This window comes from Aquirufa beregesia (genome assembly GCF_011090385.1).
Classification (GTDB): Bacteria; Bacteroidota; Bacteroidia; order Cytophagales; family Spirosomataceae; genus Aquirufa; species Aquirufa beregesia.
The window spans coordinates 393,774-410,253 of record NZ_SEWW01000001.1; the positions used below are offsets into that span (position 1 = coordinate 393,774).

Annotated in this window: 16 protein-coding genes; 9 read left to right on the forward strand and 7 right to left on the reverse strand. The window is 37.0% G+C overall.

The features are described 5' to 3' along the window. The gene (locus tag EWU23_RS01705; protein WP_205753049.1) at positions 1–1,314 is read left to right on the forward strand and encodes an MFS transporter; all 1,314 of its coding nucleotides are present in this window, start codon (positions 1–3) and stop codon (positions 1,312–1,314) included. Here EWU23_RS01705 and EWU23_RS01710 read toward each other — a convergent pair. Further along, on the reverse strand, positions 1,301–2,221 hold the full coding sequence (locus tag EWU23_RS01710) for a hydrogen peroxide-inducible genes activator (RefSeq protein ID WP_166228177.1): 921 nt from the start codon (positions 2,219–2,221) through the stop codon (positions 1,301–1,303). The genes EWU23_RS01705 and EWU23_RS01710 overlap by 14 nt on opposite strands. A 101-nt stretch (positions 2,222–2,322) precedes the next feature. Between EWU23_RS01710 and EWU23_RS01715 the strand changes: the two genes are divergently transcribed. Together EWU23_RS01715 and EWU23_RS01720 are read left to right on the forward strand one after the other, a co-directional pair. Continuing rightward, positions 2,323–2,871 carry a peroxiredoxin gene (locus tag EWU23_RS01715; protein WP_166228179.1) on the forward strand — a complete coding sequence of 183 codons (549 nt, stop codon included), beginning with the start codon at positions 2,323–2,325 and terminating at the stop codon, positions 2,869–2,871. Positions 2,872–2,917: 46 nt separating this feature from the next. Then, complete coding sequence (locus EWU23_RS01720; RefSeq protein ID WP_166228181.1) at positions 2,918–3,490, forward strand: carboxymuconolactone decarboxylase family protein; 573 nt, start codon at positions 2,918–2,920, stop codon at positions 3,488–3,490. A 5-nt stretch (positions 3,491–3,495) separates the two neighbouring features. Here EWU23_RS01720 and EWU23_RS01725 read toward each other — a convergent pair whose 3' ends face one another. From EWU23_RS01725 to rpe, 5 genes are read right to left on the reverse strand one after another with little or no spacing between them, the layout of a single operon-like run. After that, positions 3,496–4,887: a protoporphyrinogen/coproporphyrinogen oxidase gene (locus EWU23_RS01725; RefSeq protein ID WP_166228183.1), complete on the reverse strand. Its 1,392-nt coding sequence runs from the start codon at positions 4,885–4,887 to the stop codon at positions 3,496–3,498. After that, positions 4,884–5,633 carry a glycosyltransferase family 2 protein gene (locus EWU23_RS01730; RefSeq protein WP_166228185.1) on the reverse strand — a complete coding sequence of 250 codons (750 nt, stop codon included), beginning with the start codon at positions 5,631–5,633 and terminating at the stop codon, positions 4,884–4,886. The genes EWU23_RS01725 and EWU23_RS01730 overlap by 4 nt, the downstream gene beginning before the upstream one ends. A 1-nt stretch (position 5,634) precedes the next feature. Then, complete coding sequence (locus EWU23_RS01735) at positions 5,635–6,759, reverse strand: acyltransferase family protein (protein WP_166228188.1); 1,125 nt, start codon at positions 6,757–6,759, stop codon at positions 5,635–5,637. After that, on the reverse strand, positions 6,759–8,786 hold the full coding sequence (locus EWU23_RS01740) for an OmpA family protein (protein ID WP_166228190.1): 2,028 nt from the start codon (positions 8,784–8,786) through the stop codon (positions 6,759–6,761). Before EWU23_RS01740 ends, EWU23_RS01735 begins: the two co-directional genes overlap by 1 nt. Positions 8,787–8,791: 5 nt before the next feature. Continuing rightward, positions 8,792–9,454 carry a ribulose-phosphate 3-epimerase gene (rpe, locus tag EWU23_RS01745; protein ID WP_166228192.1) on the reverse strand — a complete coding sequence of 221 codons (663 nt, stop codon included), beginning with the start codon at positions 9,452–9,454 and terminating at the stop codon, positions 8,792–8,794. Between the two features lie 81 nt (positions 9,455–9,535). On the opposite strand from rpe, the gene ligA reads away from it, so the two are divergent. From ligA to EWU23_RS01765, 4 genes are read left to right on the forward strand one after another with little or no spacing between them, the layout of a single operon-like run. Next, a complete protein-coding gene (gene ligA / locus EWU23_RS01750) occupies positions 9,536–11,536 on the forward strand; it encodes an NAD-dependent DNA ligase LigA (protein WP_166228193.1) in 2,001 nt (666 codons plus the stop codon). A 3-nt stretch (positions 11,537–11,539) separates the two neighbouring features. After that, positions 11,540–12,433, forward strand: coding sequence for a 4-hydroxy-tetrahydrodipicolinate synthase (dapA, locus tag EWU23_RS01755; RefSeq protein WP_166228195.1), 894 nt, complete (start codon positions 11,540–11,542; stop codon positions 12,431–12,433). A 3-nt stretch (positions 12,434–12,436) separates the two neighbouring features. Beyond that, complete coding sequence (locus EWU23_RS01760) at positions 12,437–12,739, forward strand: Dabb family protein (protein WP_166228197.1); 303 nt, start codon at positions 12,437–12,439, stop codon at positions 12,737–12,739. Then, positions 12,720–13,169 (forward strand): hypothetical protein, encoded by a 450-nt coding sequence (locus tag EWU23_RS01765; RefSeq protein ID WP_166228199.1) that lies wholly within the window; start codon positions 12,720–12,722, stop codon positions 13,167–13,169. The genes EWU23_RS01760 and EWU23_RS01765 overlap by 20 nt, the downstream gene beginning before the upstream one ends. Here EWU23_RS01765 and EWU23_RS01770 read toward each other — a convergent pair. Beyond that, positions 13,135–14,571 carry an alpha-L-fucosidase gene (locus tag EWU23_RS01770; protein ID WP_166228201.1) on the reverse strand — a complete coding sequence of 479 codons (1,437 nt, stop codon included), beginning with the start codon at positions 14,569–14,571 and terminating at the stop codon, positions 13,135–13,137. The genes EWU23_RS01765 and EWU23_RS01770 overlap by 35 nt on opposite strands. A 223-nt stretch (positions 14,572–14,794) precedes the next feature. Between EWU23_RS01770 and fucP the strand changes: the two genes are divergently transcribed. Further along, positions 14,795–16,138: an L-fucose:H+ symporter permease gene (fucP, locus tag EWU23_RS01775; RefSeq protein WP_166228203.1), complete on the forward strand. Its 1,344-nt coding sequence runs from the start codon at positions 14,795–14,797 to the stop codon at positions 16,136–16,138. Between the two features lie 22 nt (positions 16,139–16,160). Then, a complete protein-coding gene (locus EWU23_RS01780; protein WP_235942127.1) occupies positions 16,161–16,472 on the forward strand; it encodes an L-rhamnose mutarotase in 312 nt (103 codons plus the stop codon). Positions 16,473–16,480 lie beyond the last annotated feature (8 nt).

Sequence of the window (16,480 nt, forward strand, 5' to 3'; positions counted from 1 at the left end):
ATGGAGCAATCGCTGAACAATAAAAAAACGATGAATGCCTGGGCCTTTTATGATTGGGCTAATTCGGTGCATTCGTTAACCATTGTTTCAGCTATATTTCCTATTTATTTTCCAGTGGCTGCCATTATGATGGGCAGTAAGCACCCCGAATTGATTGAAATTGCAGGATTTTCTATGCAAAACACGGTGGTTTATTCCTACATTATTTCATTTGCCTACTTAGTACTTGCCATTTTCATGCCCTTTCTATCTGGAATAGCAGATTATACAGGGAATAAAAAAAGTTTCATGCGCTTCTTTTGTTATTTGGGCGCATTTAGCTGTATGCTTTTGTATTTATTCACCAAAGGGCAATACATCATTGGTTCTTTAGGGTTTCTTTTTTCCATCATAGGCTGGGGGGGAAGCTTAGTTTTCTATAATTCCTTTTTACCTGAAATTGCTAGTCCAGATCGCTATGATCAATTAAGTGCCAAAGGCTTTTCATTGGGCTATATAGGAAGCGTAATTCTCTTATTACAAAATTTAAGCATGATCCTTATGCCCGATTTATATGGTGGAATTTCCGTGGAAATGGCATCTAGGATATCCTTTTTAACGGTGGGAGTTTGGTGGTTTATTTTCGCTCAAATACCCTTTTATTATCTTCCTAAATCCATACAAAAGGAAAAAGATCACCCAAGATGGTGGCTGGGTGGATTCAAAGAACTAAAAAAGGTGTTTCATGAAATTACCCATATTCCTTCCATCAAGAACTTTTTACTGGGGTTCTTTCTGTACAATATGGGTTCACAAACAGTGATGCTTTTAGGGGCACTATTTGGAAGCCAGGAGTTACATTTACCCTCAGAATCACTCATCATTACCATTTTACTTATTCAGTTAGTTGCAATTCCAGGAGCCTATGTTTGTGCTCATTTGTCCAAAAAAATAGGGAATGTGAATGCCATACGAATCATTATCCTTTTTTGGATTTTGGTTTGTTGTTCGGCCTATTTTGTGCACGAAACGTTTCATTTCTATTTATTAGCTACCGCCATAGGCTTTGTTATGGGTGGAATTCAATCAAACTCCAGAGCTACTTATGCTAAGTTATGTCCTGAAAATGAACACGATACAGCATCATACTTCAGTTTTTTTGATGTATGTGATCGGGCATCTACCGTAGTTGGAACCTTTATTTTTGGTTTATTGATTCAATTGACTGGCAATATGCGTTTAGGTATTTTGGTTCTGGCCTTAGTATTTATACTTAGTTTGATTTACATGGCTAGACTTCATAAAATAAATCCAGAGGTGCTTAGATCGGAATAATATTTCGTTCATTTAATTCTCTCCAAGATTCTGGAACTACCGATAAGATTTCTTCATGCAAAGCTTGAATAATGCCTTTTCTAGCGTAACTAGGAGAATATACCAAAGAAACCTCACGTACGGGTTTAGGAAATGGTAAAGGAAAAACGTGATCTTGTTTAATGGAATCTAAAAAGTCGTATAACATTTCGGGGATAATCGTCTGCCCCCCTGCATCTTCAGCAATACGAACGATGGTTTCTAAGCTTCCCGTTTGATAAGTAATGTGCGAGCTTAAGGTTTGTCTTGATTTCAAGTTACAAATGGAATTAATTTGACTGCTCAAACAATGTCCTTCTTCCAATAACCATAAATTCTCCGGTTCCACCAATTGACAAATCTTTCCTGTTGATAGGCGAAGATTAGAATAGAGGTATAGTTCTTCGTAATATAGATGCTTCTCAATCAATTGATCTCCCAAAGGGGTTACTAAAATACCAATATCCAATTTACCTTCTTTGATTTCTTTTACAATATTAGACGTAGTCGTTTCGGATATATTAATATGCAGTTCTGGGAATTTTTGTTGAAAGCCCGATAAAAATCGAGGCATTAAATAGGGGGCAATGGTCGGAATTACGCCAATACTCACATTTCCAGAAACCTGATTACTCCAACCTTTAGATAAATCTTTTAATGTAGCTGTTTCTTTTAAAATAACTCTAGCCTGACGGATAATTTCTTGCCCCTGTGGAGTGGCCTTCAATGGCTTATCTTTCCGATTAAAAATGACAATATTTAATTCAGATTCTAACTTTTGAATCTGCATACTGAGACTAGGTTGGGTAACACAACAAAAATCTGCCGCTTTTGAAAAACTTTTTAAATCATCTAAAGCCACAATATATTCTAACTGAGTGATTGTCATGATGTATAGTTTAAAACTATACAAATATAGTAAATATAGATTTGCTTGATATACTTAACTTATCGAAATTTGTGTAACATTTAAACGAAACAAATAATATTATGTCTACACACATGTTAGGATTGGGAAGTAAGTTTCCTGCATTTGAAAAAAAAGCAGTAGTGTCATTAGAAAAAGATAAGGAGTTCGCAACGATTACTGCAGAAGATCATAAAAAAGAGGGAAAATGGTTGGTGATGTTTTGGTGGCCAAAAGATTTTACTTTTGTTTGCCCAACTGAGATCGCAGAATTCAACCGCCGTGCAGGTGATTTTTCTGACCGTGACGCTGTTTTAATAGGTGCATCTACAGATTCTGAGTTCGTTCACGCAGCATGGAGAAGAGATCATGATGATTTACGTGGATTAAAATTCCCCATGTTAGCTGATACTTCTAAAAGTTTAGCTGAAGAGTTAGGTATTTTGACGGAAGATGAAAAAGTAGCTTACCGTGTTACTTATATCGCAGATCAAGATGGTATTATCCGTTGGGTTTCTGCTAATGATTTATCCGTAGGACGTAACGTAGATGAAGTATTACGTGTATTAGATGCTTTACAAACAGATGAGCTTTGCCCATGTAACTGGAAAGCTGGAGAAGCAACCTTATAATATCAACTAAAGCCCCATTCATTTGGGGCTTTTTAACAACAAGATCATGAGTGAAACTAGAGATAATCTATTAGCCGAAATTAATTTACCTGCCACTAGTCAATTTCCATTACTGGACCAATTAGATGCCACGGATAATCGTTATATCAAAGATTTAAAGATCAACGTTTCCAATGCATTAAAGTATGCTACTTTGACAGAAAAAGAAGCTGTATTATTAGCTTTAGCTGTTTCTGTAAATCAAAAGCACGACATCACCATTGACTCATTGACTGAATTAGCCAAATCAAAAGGAGCTACTGAAGCTGAAATCAACGAGATTCATGCATTAACTTCTTTACTGAATGCTAACAATGTGTTTTATCGTTTTAAGCATTTTGTAGGCAAAGAATTTTACAATACAGCTCCAGCAGGAATCAGAATGTCCATCATGATGAATCCTGTATTAGGAAAAGAATTCTTTGAATTGGCGAGTCTAACTGTTTCCGCCATCAATGGCTGCGAAATGTGTGTTAAATCGCATGAACAATCTGTTATTAATCATGGTGCTACGGAAGCTCGCATCATGGATGCCATTCGCTTAACTGCGATTTTCAAAAGCTTAATCGTTTTATTGTAGGGTAATTATTTACCCCACATCGCATTAGCCGTGTTCGGGAAGGGAAGGGTCAATTCAGGTACTTGATGTACCATGCGATTGGCCCATTCTACTCCTTGCATCATCGAGTGATCCTGATTGGACACTTCGTATTTCCAAGCTCCAAATCTTCCGCGACTATACACCTCTTGTTTTTCCAAAACGGGTAACACCTGCTTTAGAATACCATCGCGTTCAATGGAAGGAGTAGGATATCCGTAAGCCGTAGAAAAATAGAATTTAGAAACCACTTGATCTTCAGATTCAATCAAACCATCTTCTAGCATAGCTTTGATCGTATCTTCCACCAAAGTGGCTCTATTTACAGGCTTCATATCAGATTCACTGACCTCAGCCATTAATGACCATTGATTCGCAGGATCAGGTACGTTATCTGGGCTGTAATTAGAAAATACGGTAACACGGTAATACGGACTATTATCCTCTGGGAAATACATCCAACATTTTTTGGCTAATTGTTCTACCGGTTTACCTTTCAATCCAATACCAATAACATGGGTACTACTGTGTTTTAAACCTTGAGCAATTTCGGTCACCTCGTCAGGTAAATCCACACATTTTTGAGTGAATATATCCAAAGGAATCGTATTCATTACTTGATCATATTCAATCTGAGTACCATCTTCCAAGGTAATGTGATGAGCCTTTAAGTTTACCGATTTTACGGTAGAATTTAATCGGAAATATTCCTCTCCAATCAATTGACCTACGGCTTTCCAAATAGCTCCAGTACCTCCTGATTTAGGGAATTGAAATAAATTATTCGGTCCCCAAGAAAGATCATCTTTGTCAAAAATAATATTCTCCACTATTCTTCCTAAATCACTAACCGCTACGCGTTCACCCACCCAACTAGCATTCATCATTTCAGGAGGGTAGGCCCACACTTTGAAATTATATGGAAACATAAATACATCGGCAATTCCTTGTCCACAAGTATTTAAAATCCATTCTCTGAAATTGGATAGTTTTGGAGAGGGGCCTTTTTTGTATAATTCAATTAAACCTTGTAAACATTGCCATTGCTCTTCCTTTGGTAAATAACCTAAATTATTTTGAAAAGGATAAGGAACAAAACGATCTCTAATCCACACCCAAGACTCTCTTTGATGCGTATACCAACCTTCCTCACCTAAGGCCAATTTCATCAAATCATCAAAATACTGATAATGAGAAAACTGAACGTGTCCACCCACATCCCAAGTAAACCCTTGGTCATCCACAAAGCTGGTAGCTAAACCTCCTACAAAGTTTTCTTTTTCAAGAACGATAAAATCAGTAATTCCTAATTCTTTTAATCGATAAGCTGCACCTAAACCAGTGGGTCCTCCACCTAGGATAACATATTTATATTTCATTTCCCTTGGGTAATTTCTTTGACTAAACTGTTTAAATGAACTCTAAAGGCTACTAATTCTTTAAAACTTTGCCAACAAACTTTAAGCAATTTAAAATGACGAATAGACACTTCACCTGTTTCTCTTTCTTTGTGTATAACCGGAATATTAAATAAATTTTGACCCGATTTTTTAGCTAAAACCGCTAAAAATATATTGGGAGCAAAAGGTGTATGTACTGGTAAAGCATGTAGCAACTTCTTCAAGAAACTTGTTTTGAAAAGACGAAAAGGAATATTGGCATCATCGATATAAGTCCCATAGATGAATAATAAAGAGAATTTCAAAATACGAGTAATCACCAATCGGAAAGGATCATCATGTCTTACTTTTCGATATCCCAAAATAAAATCCGACTGATTTCTTTTTTCCCAGAAATTACCAAAATCTTTAACATCAAACTGGTCATCAGAATCTGTTTGAAATACATACGTGGGATTCATTTCTACAGCCATACGATAACCATTGACTACCGCATTACCATGTCCACCATTTAATTGATGTTTGGCCATCAAATTGGGATAAATACCTGAAATCTCATCTAAAATAGCTCCAGTCCGATCTTTCGAACCATCATTAATGATGAGTAATTTGAATTTATCTGGACTCACATAAGTAGAAATTCCATTGATCCAATGTGCTACCACTTGCTGAATACATTCCTCTTCATTGTAAGCAGGTATTACTACTACTAATTCCAAACTCATATTATTTTAATTTATCCTTGAAACTATTTATTGGTTTCTCAATTACAAACCAGGAGACACTAGCAACAAATAGTAATAAAATTAGGTTGACGAAAAATTTTGACAATATAAAATTAAGGAAATTTGTTTGAAATAGGGGCATATATTTAGAAATAGCCCACCATAAAGTGTTTCCTTCTTGGTGATAATAATTATAAATAAAGTTATGGTACAAATATAAACCATAGGATATTTTGCCTAGGTAATCTACCCAGGAATGTGACAAAAATCGACCAAAAACATGTTGCCTTTCAGCCACAGCTTCTGCTATTAAAAAGAAAGAAAAAATAGCTGCTACACTTCGCTCTATCACAATGAACCAGACATTATCATATGTATATTCGGCTAAATGGGATAACCAAAGAACTAGGAAAAAGGAAGCTAATGTAATGGGAAGAATAAACTTGACTTCACTTATTTGCAGGAATATAGCACGATGATAATGGTAGAAATAGGCTAATAAACCACCTAAACCAAAACTATCAATGGCACTGAAAGGATTGACATAGGACCACATCCAAGCTGATTCTTTAAAGTTATGACTCGCCAACAGATAAAAAAACAAACGTGAGCAAAAGCCTAGAGCAATCATCCAAGGAAATAATTTACCAAAGAATTTCCTTGGTAAAAACAGGATAAAATAAGGGAAGATTAAATAGTATTGTTCTTCCACCGCTAAAGACCAAAGATGGTCCCAAACACCAATCCATTGTCGGTGTATCATGATGTAAAAATCAGGCATATAAAAGACCAACCATTTCCATACTTGGGAAAATGGTTCTATGCGTAAGAAACCTCCAATCAATAAAATAAGAAAGTAGATGGGGAAAATACGTAAAGACCTACGCAATATAAAAGTCTTGATTTTTTTCCAGGGAGAATGCCCTCTATCAGCTACATCATCGGCACTTTGAAATAAAATACGCGTAATTAAAAATCCACTTAACACAAAAAAAATGACCACTCCTAAATGCCCTAAGGGAAAGGGGATGGTAGGTACCAACCAATGGTCCATTAAAACCAAAAACACCGCCAAAAAGCGAATACCATTTAACTGCGTGAAATATACTGCGTGTTTATCGCTCATTAATCTCCTTGAAGGGTAAACTCCACTCTTCGATTTAATTTTCTTCTTTCTTCACTCATATTGCTGGCCATCGGTTTCGTTCCTCCCCAGCCTTTTACACGTACTCGATTGGCACTAATCCCTTTAGAAACGATATATGCTTTTACATTTTCAACCCGCTCCAGCGAGAGTTTCATGTTTTCATTCCAATCCCCTTGGTTGTCGGTATGACCCTCCAGCAGTACTTTAAAACTAGTATTATCTTTTAAAATTTTGATTATTTTGTCTAGTTCCTCATAAGAACTTGGGATTAATTCCGCTTTACTCTGGTCAAAGTTAATGTTAGGAATTTGATATTGCTTATTTAACTGAATAGGAATTATCAAAAGGTTCCTTTGTATGCTTTTAAAATTCCGTTCGGAAGTATAATCAAATTTCTCCACCCGACAGATGTAGCCATCTTTGACCACTTGCATGGTGAAAGCCTTTTTAGCTGGCCACATAAAGCTATAATCTCCTAAATATGGGTCATAATCCACCCAGAGAGAATCCGTTCCTGCCACCGATTTAACCAAAATCTTAGCTGCCACTGTTTCTTGTGAATCCTGATTAAGTATCTGACCAGCCATTTGAATCAAAGTCAAAGGTTTAGCTTTCTCTGGTATTTTAATCCGATAGATATCTTCTGCTCCCAAAGAGTTCTCCACCGAACTGAAATAAGCATAATCACCTTGAGCTGCTACCGAAAAATATCCATCCCATTGAGCTGTATTCACGATGGGGCCCAGATTTTCTGGTTCTGACCAATTCAACCAAGTATCATCCAGTCTTCGGGTTAAAAAGATATCATTGTTTCCATAACCCACATGACCACTGGATGAGAAATACATGGTCACGCCATCAGGAGCAATAAAAGGAGTAGACTCCGATTCTCCCGTATTGACTACTTGACCTATGTTTCTTGGTTCAGTCCAACTATCATCGTTTTTCCAAAAAGACACATAAATATCCTTGCCACCATAGGAATCCTTCATTTCCGTGGTCATGACCAAAATCTTACCATTGGGAGCTAGGGAATACTCTGAAAATTCTGATTTATTTTTAAAATTCAAAATTTTCAATGCTTTAGGAAAACTCCAATCACCTGTTCGTAACAAAAAAGACATAGAAACACCTTTTTCCATTTGTCCATCATTTCGGTACACGTTGTTCAACAGCATGGTTTTACCATTGGGTGAAATGCCACAAACTGCATTATTCTCATCATTGTTGATAGGTTCAGAAAACAATTCCGCTTTAGACCAGATTTTGGTATCCACTTGCCAATTAGAAACCCAAATATCCTGATTCTTATTTTTCCCCATATTGGAGGGGTGTTTCCAACGAGTAAAATAGAGCTTTTTGCCATCAGGGCTAATCACAGGGCATATTTCGTTGTAAGGCGAATTAATTTCCTTACCTAGATTTTCCTTAAATGAATAGGCATTAGCATCCTTATTCAATTTCAAACTCTCTTCTATAGGAATATCTGCATCTGAAATACCAATGGCATCTATTTGAGAATATCCTTTTACCCGGTCTGAATTCATGGATACCTTAATCGCCCGAAGGGGAACCGTGGCCGTAGGTAAATTAATACTTGTTATTTGAGCCGATTTTAGGGCATAACCTGGACTAAACTCTTTTAATAATATTAATTTATTATTCTCATCTAATCCATCTACCCGCACAATGGATCCTGCACCAAAGTTCTCAAAAATGGCTACTTGTTTTACTTGAGACAAACTATCAAATGAAACGATGATGTACTCTCCCGCAGGATTATCTGGAGTTAGGGATTGCCAGGCACTGGGACTATTACTGAATGTAGGGTATTTACTAGGTTTTCCTAGAATATGCAGGGCTCGAAACTCCAAACCTAATAGAGGATCAGAATACTCACTAGAAACCGAAATGACTTTACTGGCCCAGCGAACACGCTGTGCAGGCAAGCTAAAAACAAGCAGACAACAGAAAATTCCAAAAATTAAGCGGATTTTCAAATTCATGAATGTTAGTTACCTAGTTTTACCAAATTGGCTATGGTTTCCATGGGATTGGGTGAAGAAAATACAAAATTACCAGCCACTAATACATTAGCACCCGCTTTAATTAAATCAGCAGCATTGGAAGTAGAAACACCACCGTCAATTTCTATTTTAAGTTTCGTCAATCCTTTTGAAGCAGCTAACTCAGCCAATTCTTTTGTCTTTTTAATGGCATTAGGAATAAATTTTTGTCCGCCAAAACCAGGATTCACGGACATAATTAATACCAAATCAAGATCCGAAATGATATCTTCTAAAACATGTACAGGAGTGGATGGATTCAATGCTACACCAGCCAAACAACCTAAATCTTTGATTTGTTGGATTGTACGATGTAAATGAGGACAAGTTTCATAATGTACTGTTAATACTTGAGCACCTGCCTTAGCAAAAGCTTCCAAATATCTTTCCGGCTTTTCAATCATCAAATGTACATCCAACACCTTGTTAGCTCTTTTATTGACTGCCTCTAAAACGGGGAAACCAAAAGAAATATTGGGTACAAACATTCCATCCATAACATCCACATGAATCCACTCAGCTTGAGAGGCATTCAACATGTCGATTTCGGAACCAAGTTCTGCAAAATTAGCAGCTAAAATAGAAGGGGCGATGATTAAACTTTCCATCTTGCAAAGGTATGAAAATTATTGGCTATGGTTTATTTCTTAGTGCTTTCCATTTAACTTTAGGTTGTTAAAAATTGATACATGGATGTGAAAATGCGGATGGAGGATTTAATCCATCAAATTAATCGATACAACGAAGCCTATTACCAGCAACATGAAAGCCTCATTTCTGATCAGGAATTTGATGCATTATTAGCCGAACTTCAAAAATTAGAAGCCGAAAATCCACTTTTTGCCTTAGCAGACAGTCCTTCTCAACGTGTGGGAGGCACTATAACTAAGCAATTTAAAAGTGTCACTCATCGCTTCCCCATGCTTTCTCTGGGAAATACCTACAATGAACAGGATTTAAGAGATTTTGATGAAAGAGTCTCTAAAGCCTTAGAAGGTGAAGCTTATGAGTACATCTGTGAACTCAAATTTGACGGAGTAGCCTTATCGTTTTGGTATGAAAATGGCAAACTCATGAAAGGTGTAACTCGTGGAGATGGATCTAGAGGGGATGATATAACCAATAACATCAAGACAATCAAGGACTTACCTTTACGACTCAATTCTGGCATTTTCCCCAGAGAATTTGAACTAAGGGGGGAAGGGTATATGCCATTATCGTCTTTTGAAGCTATTAATGAACAAAAGATTAGTCGGGGAGAAGCCCCTCTAGCTAATCCTAGAAATGCGGCATCCGGCACCTTTAAAATGCAAGATTCTGCTGAAGTGGCCCGAAGAAATATGGCTTGTTATATCTATGCTATGGTAGGAAATGAGAATCCATTTCAAACCCATGAAGAAAGTTTAATCGCCCTGGCTACTGCCAAATTTCCCGTTTCACCCACCTGGAAAAAATGTCAGTCTATATCTGAAGTGTTCGTTTATATCCATGATTGGCAAGATAAGCGACATGAATTACCATTAAATACAGATGGGATTGTTATTAAAATTAATGATTATGCCCAACAAGAAAGATTAGGATTTACAGCGAAATCACCTAGGTGGGCCATTGCCTATAAATATCCATCTGAAATTGCAGAAACAGAACTTGAAAGCATTAGCTATCAAGTTGGGCGTACTGGTAATGTAACGCCAGTAGCAAACCTCAAACCCGTTTATTTAGCGGGAACGGTTATCAAACGCGCCTCTGTTCATAATGCCAACGAAATGGAGCGATTGGATTTGAGAGAAAATGATACTGTGTTTATCGAGAAGGGGGGTGAGATAATTCCCAAAATCACTTCCGTGAATGTAGCTAAACGATTAGGCAATTCTCCTAAATTCCAATTTCCCCATAAATGCCCCGCGTGTGGCACCCTTTTGGTCCGACAAGAAGGAGAAGCGAATCACTATTGCTTGAACGATAAGCATTGCCCACCTCAGATCAAAGGGAAAATTGAGCATTTCATTCAAAGAAAGGCGCTTAATATTGAAAATTTGGGAGTAGAAACTATCGACTTATTAGTGGAAAAAGGAATCATTCATTGCTTAGCTGACTTGTATGAATTAAATGCAAATCATTTTGAAGGCTTAGAAGGATTTCAAAGTAAATCCATTTCCAACATTTTAAATTCGATTGAAAAATCCAAATCTATTCCCTTTAGGCAGGTGTTATTTGGATTAGGGATTCGACATGTGGGAGCTACTATTGCCGAAAAATTGGTTATACAATTTCATTCGATGGAACAATTAAAATTAGCCACATTAGAGGAATTAATTGCCGTTCCAGAAATTGGAGAAAGAATTGCCCAAAGTTTGAAAGAATATCTGGATGATCCAGATAATATTCAGCAAATTGAACGTTTAAAGCAGGCCGGCGTACAGTTATCCGAAGAAATTCAAGAAATACTTTTGGAGGGAGAAGCCTTGGTCGGAAAAAGTTTTGTAATTTCGGGCGTGTTTAAAAACTTCGAAAGAGAAGAATTAAAAGACAAAATTATTGCCAATGGAGGTAAGGTTGTATCCAGTATTTCATCCAAACTAGATTACTTAGTTGCCGGAGAAAATATGGGACCTGCCAAATTAGAAAAGGCAAATTCATTATCTATAAAAATTATCACAGAGGACGAGTTTTTAGCTCTCCTACACTAGCTCATGCATACATTACCTAAATTTCACGGGGTAGCACCAGCCCTAATTACACCTATGCAAGCCGATCGAACGATTGATTGGAAGGCCTTAGGAAACCTTGTTCAGTACGTAACAACTGGCGGTGTCGATTATTTAGTAGTTCAAGGAACTACAGGAGAATCTGTAACTACTAGCGCAGATGAAAAGAAAAAAATCCTTGCTACTGTACAAGAGGCAAATACTCAAAATTTACCCATTGTTTATGGTTTAGGTGGAAACCATACTGAAAATTTAATTGCTCAAATCAAGCAGACTTCTTTTGATGGCATTGATGCCATTTTATCTGTTTGTCCTTATTATAATAAGCCAAGTGCTCGCGGTGTTATCCAACATTACCGCGCGGTAGCAGATGCCAGTCCTGTTCCTGTTATTTTATACAATATCCCAGGAAGAACCGGAATTAATTTGTCGCCAGAAACTATTCTAAGCCTAGCCGAACATCCCAATATCATTGGGGTGAAGGAGGCTTCCTGCATCATTGAACAATGTATGGAAATTGCCGCTCATAAACCGACAGATTTTCTTTTAATCTCAGGAGACGATGTTCAAGCTGTACCCATTATTTCCATAGGAGGTGTTGGAGTAATGTCTGTTATTGCTAATGCATTTCCTCATCAATTCTCACAAATGATTCATGCAGCTTTAGCTGGTGATTTTGCAGAAGCTAGAAAATCATTAGGAAGTTTCTTAGCCATTGATCCTTTTTTATATGAAGAGGGTAATCCAGTAGGTGTTAAGAAAATTTTAGCCTTAAAAGGCATGATTCAGGCTCAAGTTCGCATGCCATTAGCTGAAGCATCAGAAGAATTAGGAGTAAAATTGAACCGTATTATTCAACAAGAAAACTTATCCAATTAAAACATGTTTGTTCACGTAGTAAATTTTTGGTTAAAAAAAGGCCTAAGCGAAGAAGAAATTCAACAATTTGAAGCTGGGGTATTATCATTAGGGAAAGTTGAAACTGTAAAAGATTTCAATGTTGGAAAGCCCGCTAAAACGGATCGTCCAGTGATTGATCGTTCTTATGATTATTGCTTATTGACCACCTTTACAGATGAAGCTGGACATGATTATTACCAAACAGCCCCTATCCATTTAGAATTCATCAAAAACTGTGCCCAATATTGGGACAGAGTATTAATTTATGACTCAGAAAGCATTTAAAGTACTTAGTTTCAGTTTCCTATTCTTGTTGGCCGCTTGTTCAAAAAACGTCAAGCCTTCAAGCTATTATTCTCCCAATTATAAGGATGGAGGTGTAGATCGCCATGACGGATTGGGTTTTGAAATACCTGTTAAGTATGCCATTGATGTATTTTATTTCAATGAAAGTCCAAAGCAATCCTACGAAGTCATTGAAAGCATCAGTATTTCTGGAGAAGTACCTTTGGAAAACAACCAAACGGTTAATGGAAAAATGCTTAACCGCGGTAATCATCAAACTAAGAAACAAGAAATCTTAAGTCAATTAGTCGAAAAAGCTACTGAAATGGGTGCTAGTGCCTTGATGGATGTAAAATATCAAGTTTATAGCACCCAATATGCCAATGGCTATACATTTAGCGGAAAAGCGATTCGTTACGTGTTGAAATAATTCGATAAAGAGCCAAATTAGAAATCAATGGTTGGGCTCGATACTCTTCTAAAATGATGCGAATCTGCTTTACCTTTCTTTCTGGGAAGGTAAGCATTCGTTTATTTCCAATGGTTTTGGCTTTAATTAGCCATTTTTCTCCATTTTCAGATGCTATTTCTACCGAAAATGCCTTGATTCTTTGACCTAAAGCAATAGGTTCTTGAAGTTGCAATGTGTTCGAATGTACTGCGTGATCTAATGTAATGACCATACTTGGCTGTGCATCACTAACTTGCGGAGCCCAAGCACTTGATGGGTCTTTATCAGATAAGTATTTAACTGAATATGTAGCATTAAACGTTGAACTTACTTGAATCTTAGTGGAGCTAGGCTGCAATAAATTGATTAAGCTTTTCTTTCTTAATTCCGCAAAACCCATCATGGAAGCAGAATCATTGGGATGTATCAAACCTCGCGTATCTACGGGGATGTTTAGGAGTAAATTGGAATTTCTCCCTACAGATGCCACGTAAATCTTCATTAAGGAATCTGGACTTTTCACTCGATTATCCTCCTTGGGATGATAATACCAACCCGGACGAATAGAAACATCAACTTCAGGTGCCACCCAGTGAGTTCCGTTTTCTTGTCCATGCCGATATCGATCGAATTGTGGGTATCCTGGGTAAATTTCATCACGATTGATAGGACTCCAAGAAGTTTCGTAGTTGTAGCCGCGCTCATTTCCTACCCAACGAATATCTGGTCCATTATCTGAAAATTGAACCGCATTAGGCTGATATTTATTGACCATGGCATGAAATAAGGGCCAATCGTATACTTGCTTCTTTCCATTAGGGCCTTCACCATTAGCACCGTCGTACCAAAATTCAAAAATAGGACCATATTGAGTCAATAACTCTTTTTGCATTTCTGCATAAATTTTGTTGTATTCATCAGTGCCATAGGCAGGATGAAAACGATCCCAAGGAGAAAGATAAATCCCCAATTTCAAACCATATTCTTTACATGCTAGGGCTAATTCCTTAACTACATCTCCTTTACCATTTTTCCAAGGAGATTTCGCCACAGAATGAGTAGTAAACTTAGAAGGATACAAGGCAAATCCATCATGATGCTTGGCCGTTACTATTAACCCTTTCATACCAGCCGCCTTGGCAATTCTAGCCCATTGTCGGCAATCCAAAGCACTAGGATTAAAATTGGATGGAGATTCTTTTCCTTCACCCCATTCTACATTGGTAAACGTATTCATATTAAAATGTATGAAGCCATAATATTCCAATGCTTGCCATCGAATTTGTTTCGGAGAAGGGAGCGGGGCAACGGGGACTATTTGTTGAGCAAATGTGCTAAAAATTGAACTCAAATAAACGCTAGCAAGTAGAATGAAACGCATGAAGGTATTTTTTAACGTGAGCAAGTAGATAAGAAAAAATTCATTGATACTAATTATAAAATTGATACAATAATTTCGGTGGAAAAACCTCAATTCAGGATTTATTGAAATTTGATTGAACTATTTTAACATTTAACATAAGAATAATTAGTATAAAACTAAATTTAATAAAAAAAAGCAGGTAAATTAAAGCTGCTAAACTCTTTTAACATAAAGTATCTGCATGGCCTTACCCATTAACTCTGGAGAACAATTAGAACTAAGTCAAAGCAAAGACAATACTAATTATTTACTTCCTTTTATCTTAGTTACTAGTCTATTTTTTCTTTGGGGATTAGCCAATAGCTTGAATGGAACCTTAGTTAAACAATTTCAAATAGCTTTAGATTTACAACGTTGGCAAGCCAATATCGTAGAGACTGCCTTTTATATGGGATATTTTGTCATGGCTATTCCTGCAGGGATGGTCATGCGAAAATTAGGTTATAAAATGGGTATATTAATGGGTCTAATCCTTTATTCAGCAGGAGCATTTTTATTTTATCCTGCCGCTGCCGTAAGACAATACAGCTTTTTCTTGGGTGCCCTATTTCTGATAGCCAGTGGAATTGCCTTTTTAGAAACAGCTGCTAATTTATATGTAACTGTGCTTGGGGACCCCAAGAAAGGAGATTTTCGACTAAATTTGGCGCAGTCATTCAATGGTATAAGCACGATATTGGGTCCAGTTATTGGTGGTTTATTCATTTTTTCGGATCGGGAATATTCTCGTGACATGATTCAAGCGTTACCAGCTGCTGAAGCAGAAGCCATTCGCGTCAGTCAAGCCGAATCCGTTCAAGGACCCTATTTAGCAATAGGCTTGGTAGTGGCGATTGTTGCCATATTGTTCGCCATTACTAAAATGCCGGAGGTAAAAGCGGCAGGAGAAAGTAAGTCGAGTGACAGTAAAATTACTATTTCTAGTTTACTCAAAAACAAGCATTTACGATTAGGCGTTATCGCACAATTTTGCAATATCGGAGCACAAGTTTCGCTGTGGGGAAATTTTGTTGACTTCAAATTAGACTTTGCCAGAGACTCCAATTTATGGATAGTTGAACAAATTTATCAAACTACGGAAAGTATGACTGCTACTCAAATTGCTAGTTTTCATGCTTCATTTGCCTTTATTTTATTTATGGTTGGTCGATTCATTGGTACCTATTTTATGGGTAAATATGAATCAAATCGAGTATTAGGTATTTATGCCGTTGGTTCTGTTCTTTCCATCATCATTGCTATGTTGGGAGGAGGAATCTTAGCAGTTATTGCATTAATGATGGTATATTTTTTCCAATCCATTATGTTTCCTACTATCTTTGCACTGGCATGTAAAGATTTGGGAGAAGGTTCGAAGTTAGCCTCGTCATTACTTATTATGTCCATTGTTGGAGGAGCTATTATTCCGCCATTTACAGCTTACCTATTTAAAATAGGTCCATCATTAGCATTAGGCATTCCTTTACTTTGCTTTGTGTTTATTGTATATTACGCGTACCAGGGATTTAAAATCCAAAAAGTCTAGGATTATGCAACGATTTATGCTAATGCTGGACTTAAAAAATGAATCTAAACTTATTCAAACCTATGAAAACTATCACCAAAACATCCCCGCTGAAATTGCGGAAAGCATCCGTGAATCTGGAATTGAATCCATGGAAATTTATCGCTTTGAAAACCGACTAGTCATGGAGATTGTCGCCCATGACAATTTCAGTTTTGAGGAAAAAAGCAAGCTAGATGCCTCGAATAAAAAGGTTCAGGCATGGGAACAACTCATGAGTCAATTTCAGCAAGTGATACCCGGCACTCCAGAAGGAGTTAAGTGGGTATTAGCTAAACATATCTTTAAACTATAATTTAAAAC

What these genes read in the sequence shown, in the direction of transcription:
- EWU23_RS01765 (WP_166228199.1), top strand. Translation starts at nt 12,720, where the DNA reads ATGACTCAGAAAGCATTTAAAGTACTTAGTTTCAGTTTCCTATTCTTG.
- EWU23_RS01780 (WP_235942127.1), top strand. Translation starts at nt 16,161, where the DNA reads ATGCTGGACTTAAAAAATGAATCTAAACTTATTCAAACCTATGAAAAC.
- EWU23_RS01735 (WP_166228188.1), bottom strand. Translation starts at nt 6,759, where the DNA reads ATGAGCGATAAACACGCAGTATATTTCACGCAGTTAAATGGTATTCGC.
- EWU23_RS01715 (WP_166228179.1), top strand. Translation starts at nt 2,323, where the DNA reads ATGTCTACACACATGTTAGGATTGGGAAGTAAGTTTCCTGCATTTGAA.
- EWU23_RS01710 (WP_166228177.1), bottom strand. Translation starts at nt 2,221, where the DNA reads ATGACAATCACTCAGTTAGAATATATTGTGGCTTTAGATGATTTAAAA.
- EWU23_RS01725 (WP_166228183.1), bottom strand. Translation starts at nt 4,887, where the DNA reads ATGAAATATAAATATGTTATCCTAGGTGGAGGACCCACTGGTTTAGGT.
- EWU23_RS01740 (WP_166228190.1), bottom strand. Translation starts at nt 8,786, where the DNA reads ATGAATTTGAAAATCCGCTTAATTTTTGGAATTTTCTGTTGTCTGCTT.
- EWU23_RS01720 (WP_166228181.1), top strand. Translation starts at nt 2,918, where the DNA reads ATGAGTGAAACTAGAGATAATCTATTAGCCGAAATTAATTTACCTGCC.
- dapA (WP_166228195.1), top strand. Translation starts at nt 11,540, where the DNA reads ATGCATACATTACCTAAATTTCACGGGGTAGCACCAGCCCTAATTACA.
- EWU23_RS01760 (WP_166228197.1), top strand. Translation starts at nt 12,437, where the DNA reads ATGTTTGTTCACGTAGTAAATTTTTGGTTAAAAAAAGGCCTAAGCGAA.
- EWU23_RS01705 (WP_205753049.1), top strand. Translation starts at nt 1, where the DNA reads ATGGAGCAATCGCTGAACAATAAAAAAACGATGAATGCCTGGGCCTTT.
- rpe (WP_166228192.1), bottom strand. Translation starts at nt 9,454, where the DNA reads ATGGAAAGTTTAATCATCGCCCCTTCTATTTTAGCTGCTAATTTTGCA.
- EWU23_RS01730 (WP_166228185.1), bottom strand. Translation starts at nt 5,633, where the DNA reads ATGAGTTTGGAATTAGTAGTAGTAATACCTGCTTACAATGAAGAGGAA.
- EWU23_RS01770 (WP_166228201.1), bottom strand. Translation starts at nt 14,571, where the DNA reads ATGCGTTTCATTCTACTTGCTAGCGTTTATTTGAGTTCAATTTTTAGC.
- ligA (WP_166228193.1), top strand. Translation starts at nt 9,536, where the DNA reads ATGGATGTGAAAATGCGGATGGAGGATTTAATCCATCAAATTAATCGA.
- fucP (WP_166228203.1), top strand. Translation starts at nt 14,795, where the DNA reads ATGGCCTTACCCATTAACTCTGGAGAACAATTAGAACTAAGTCAAAGC.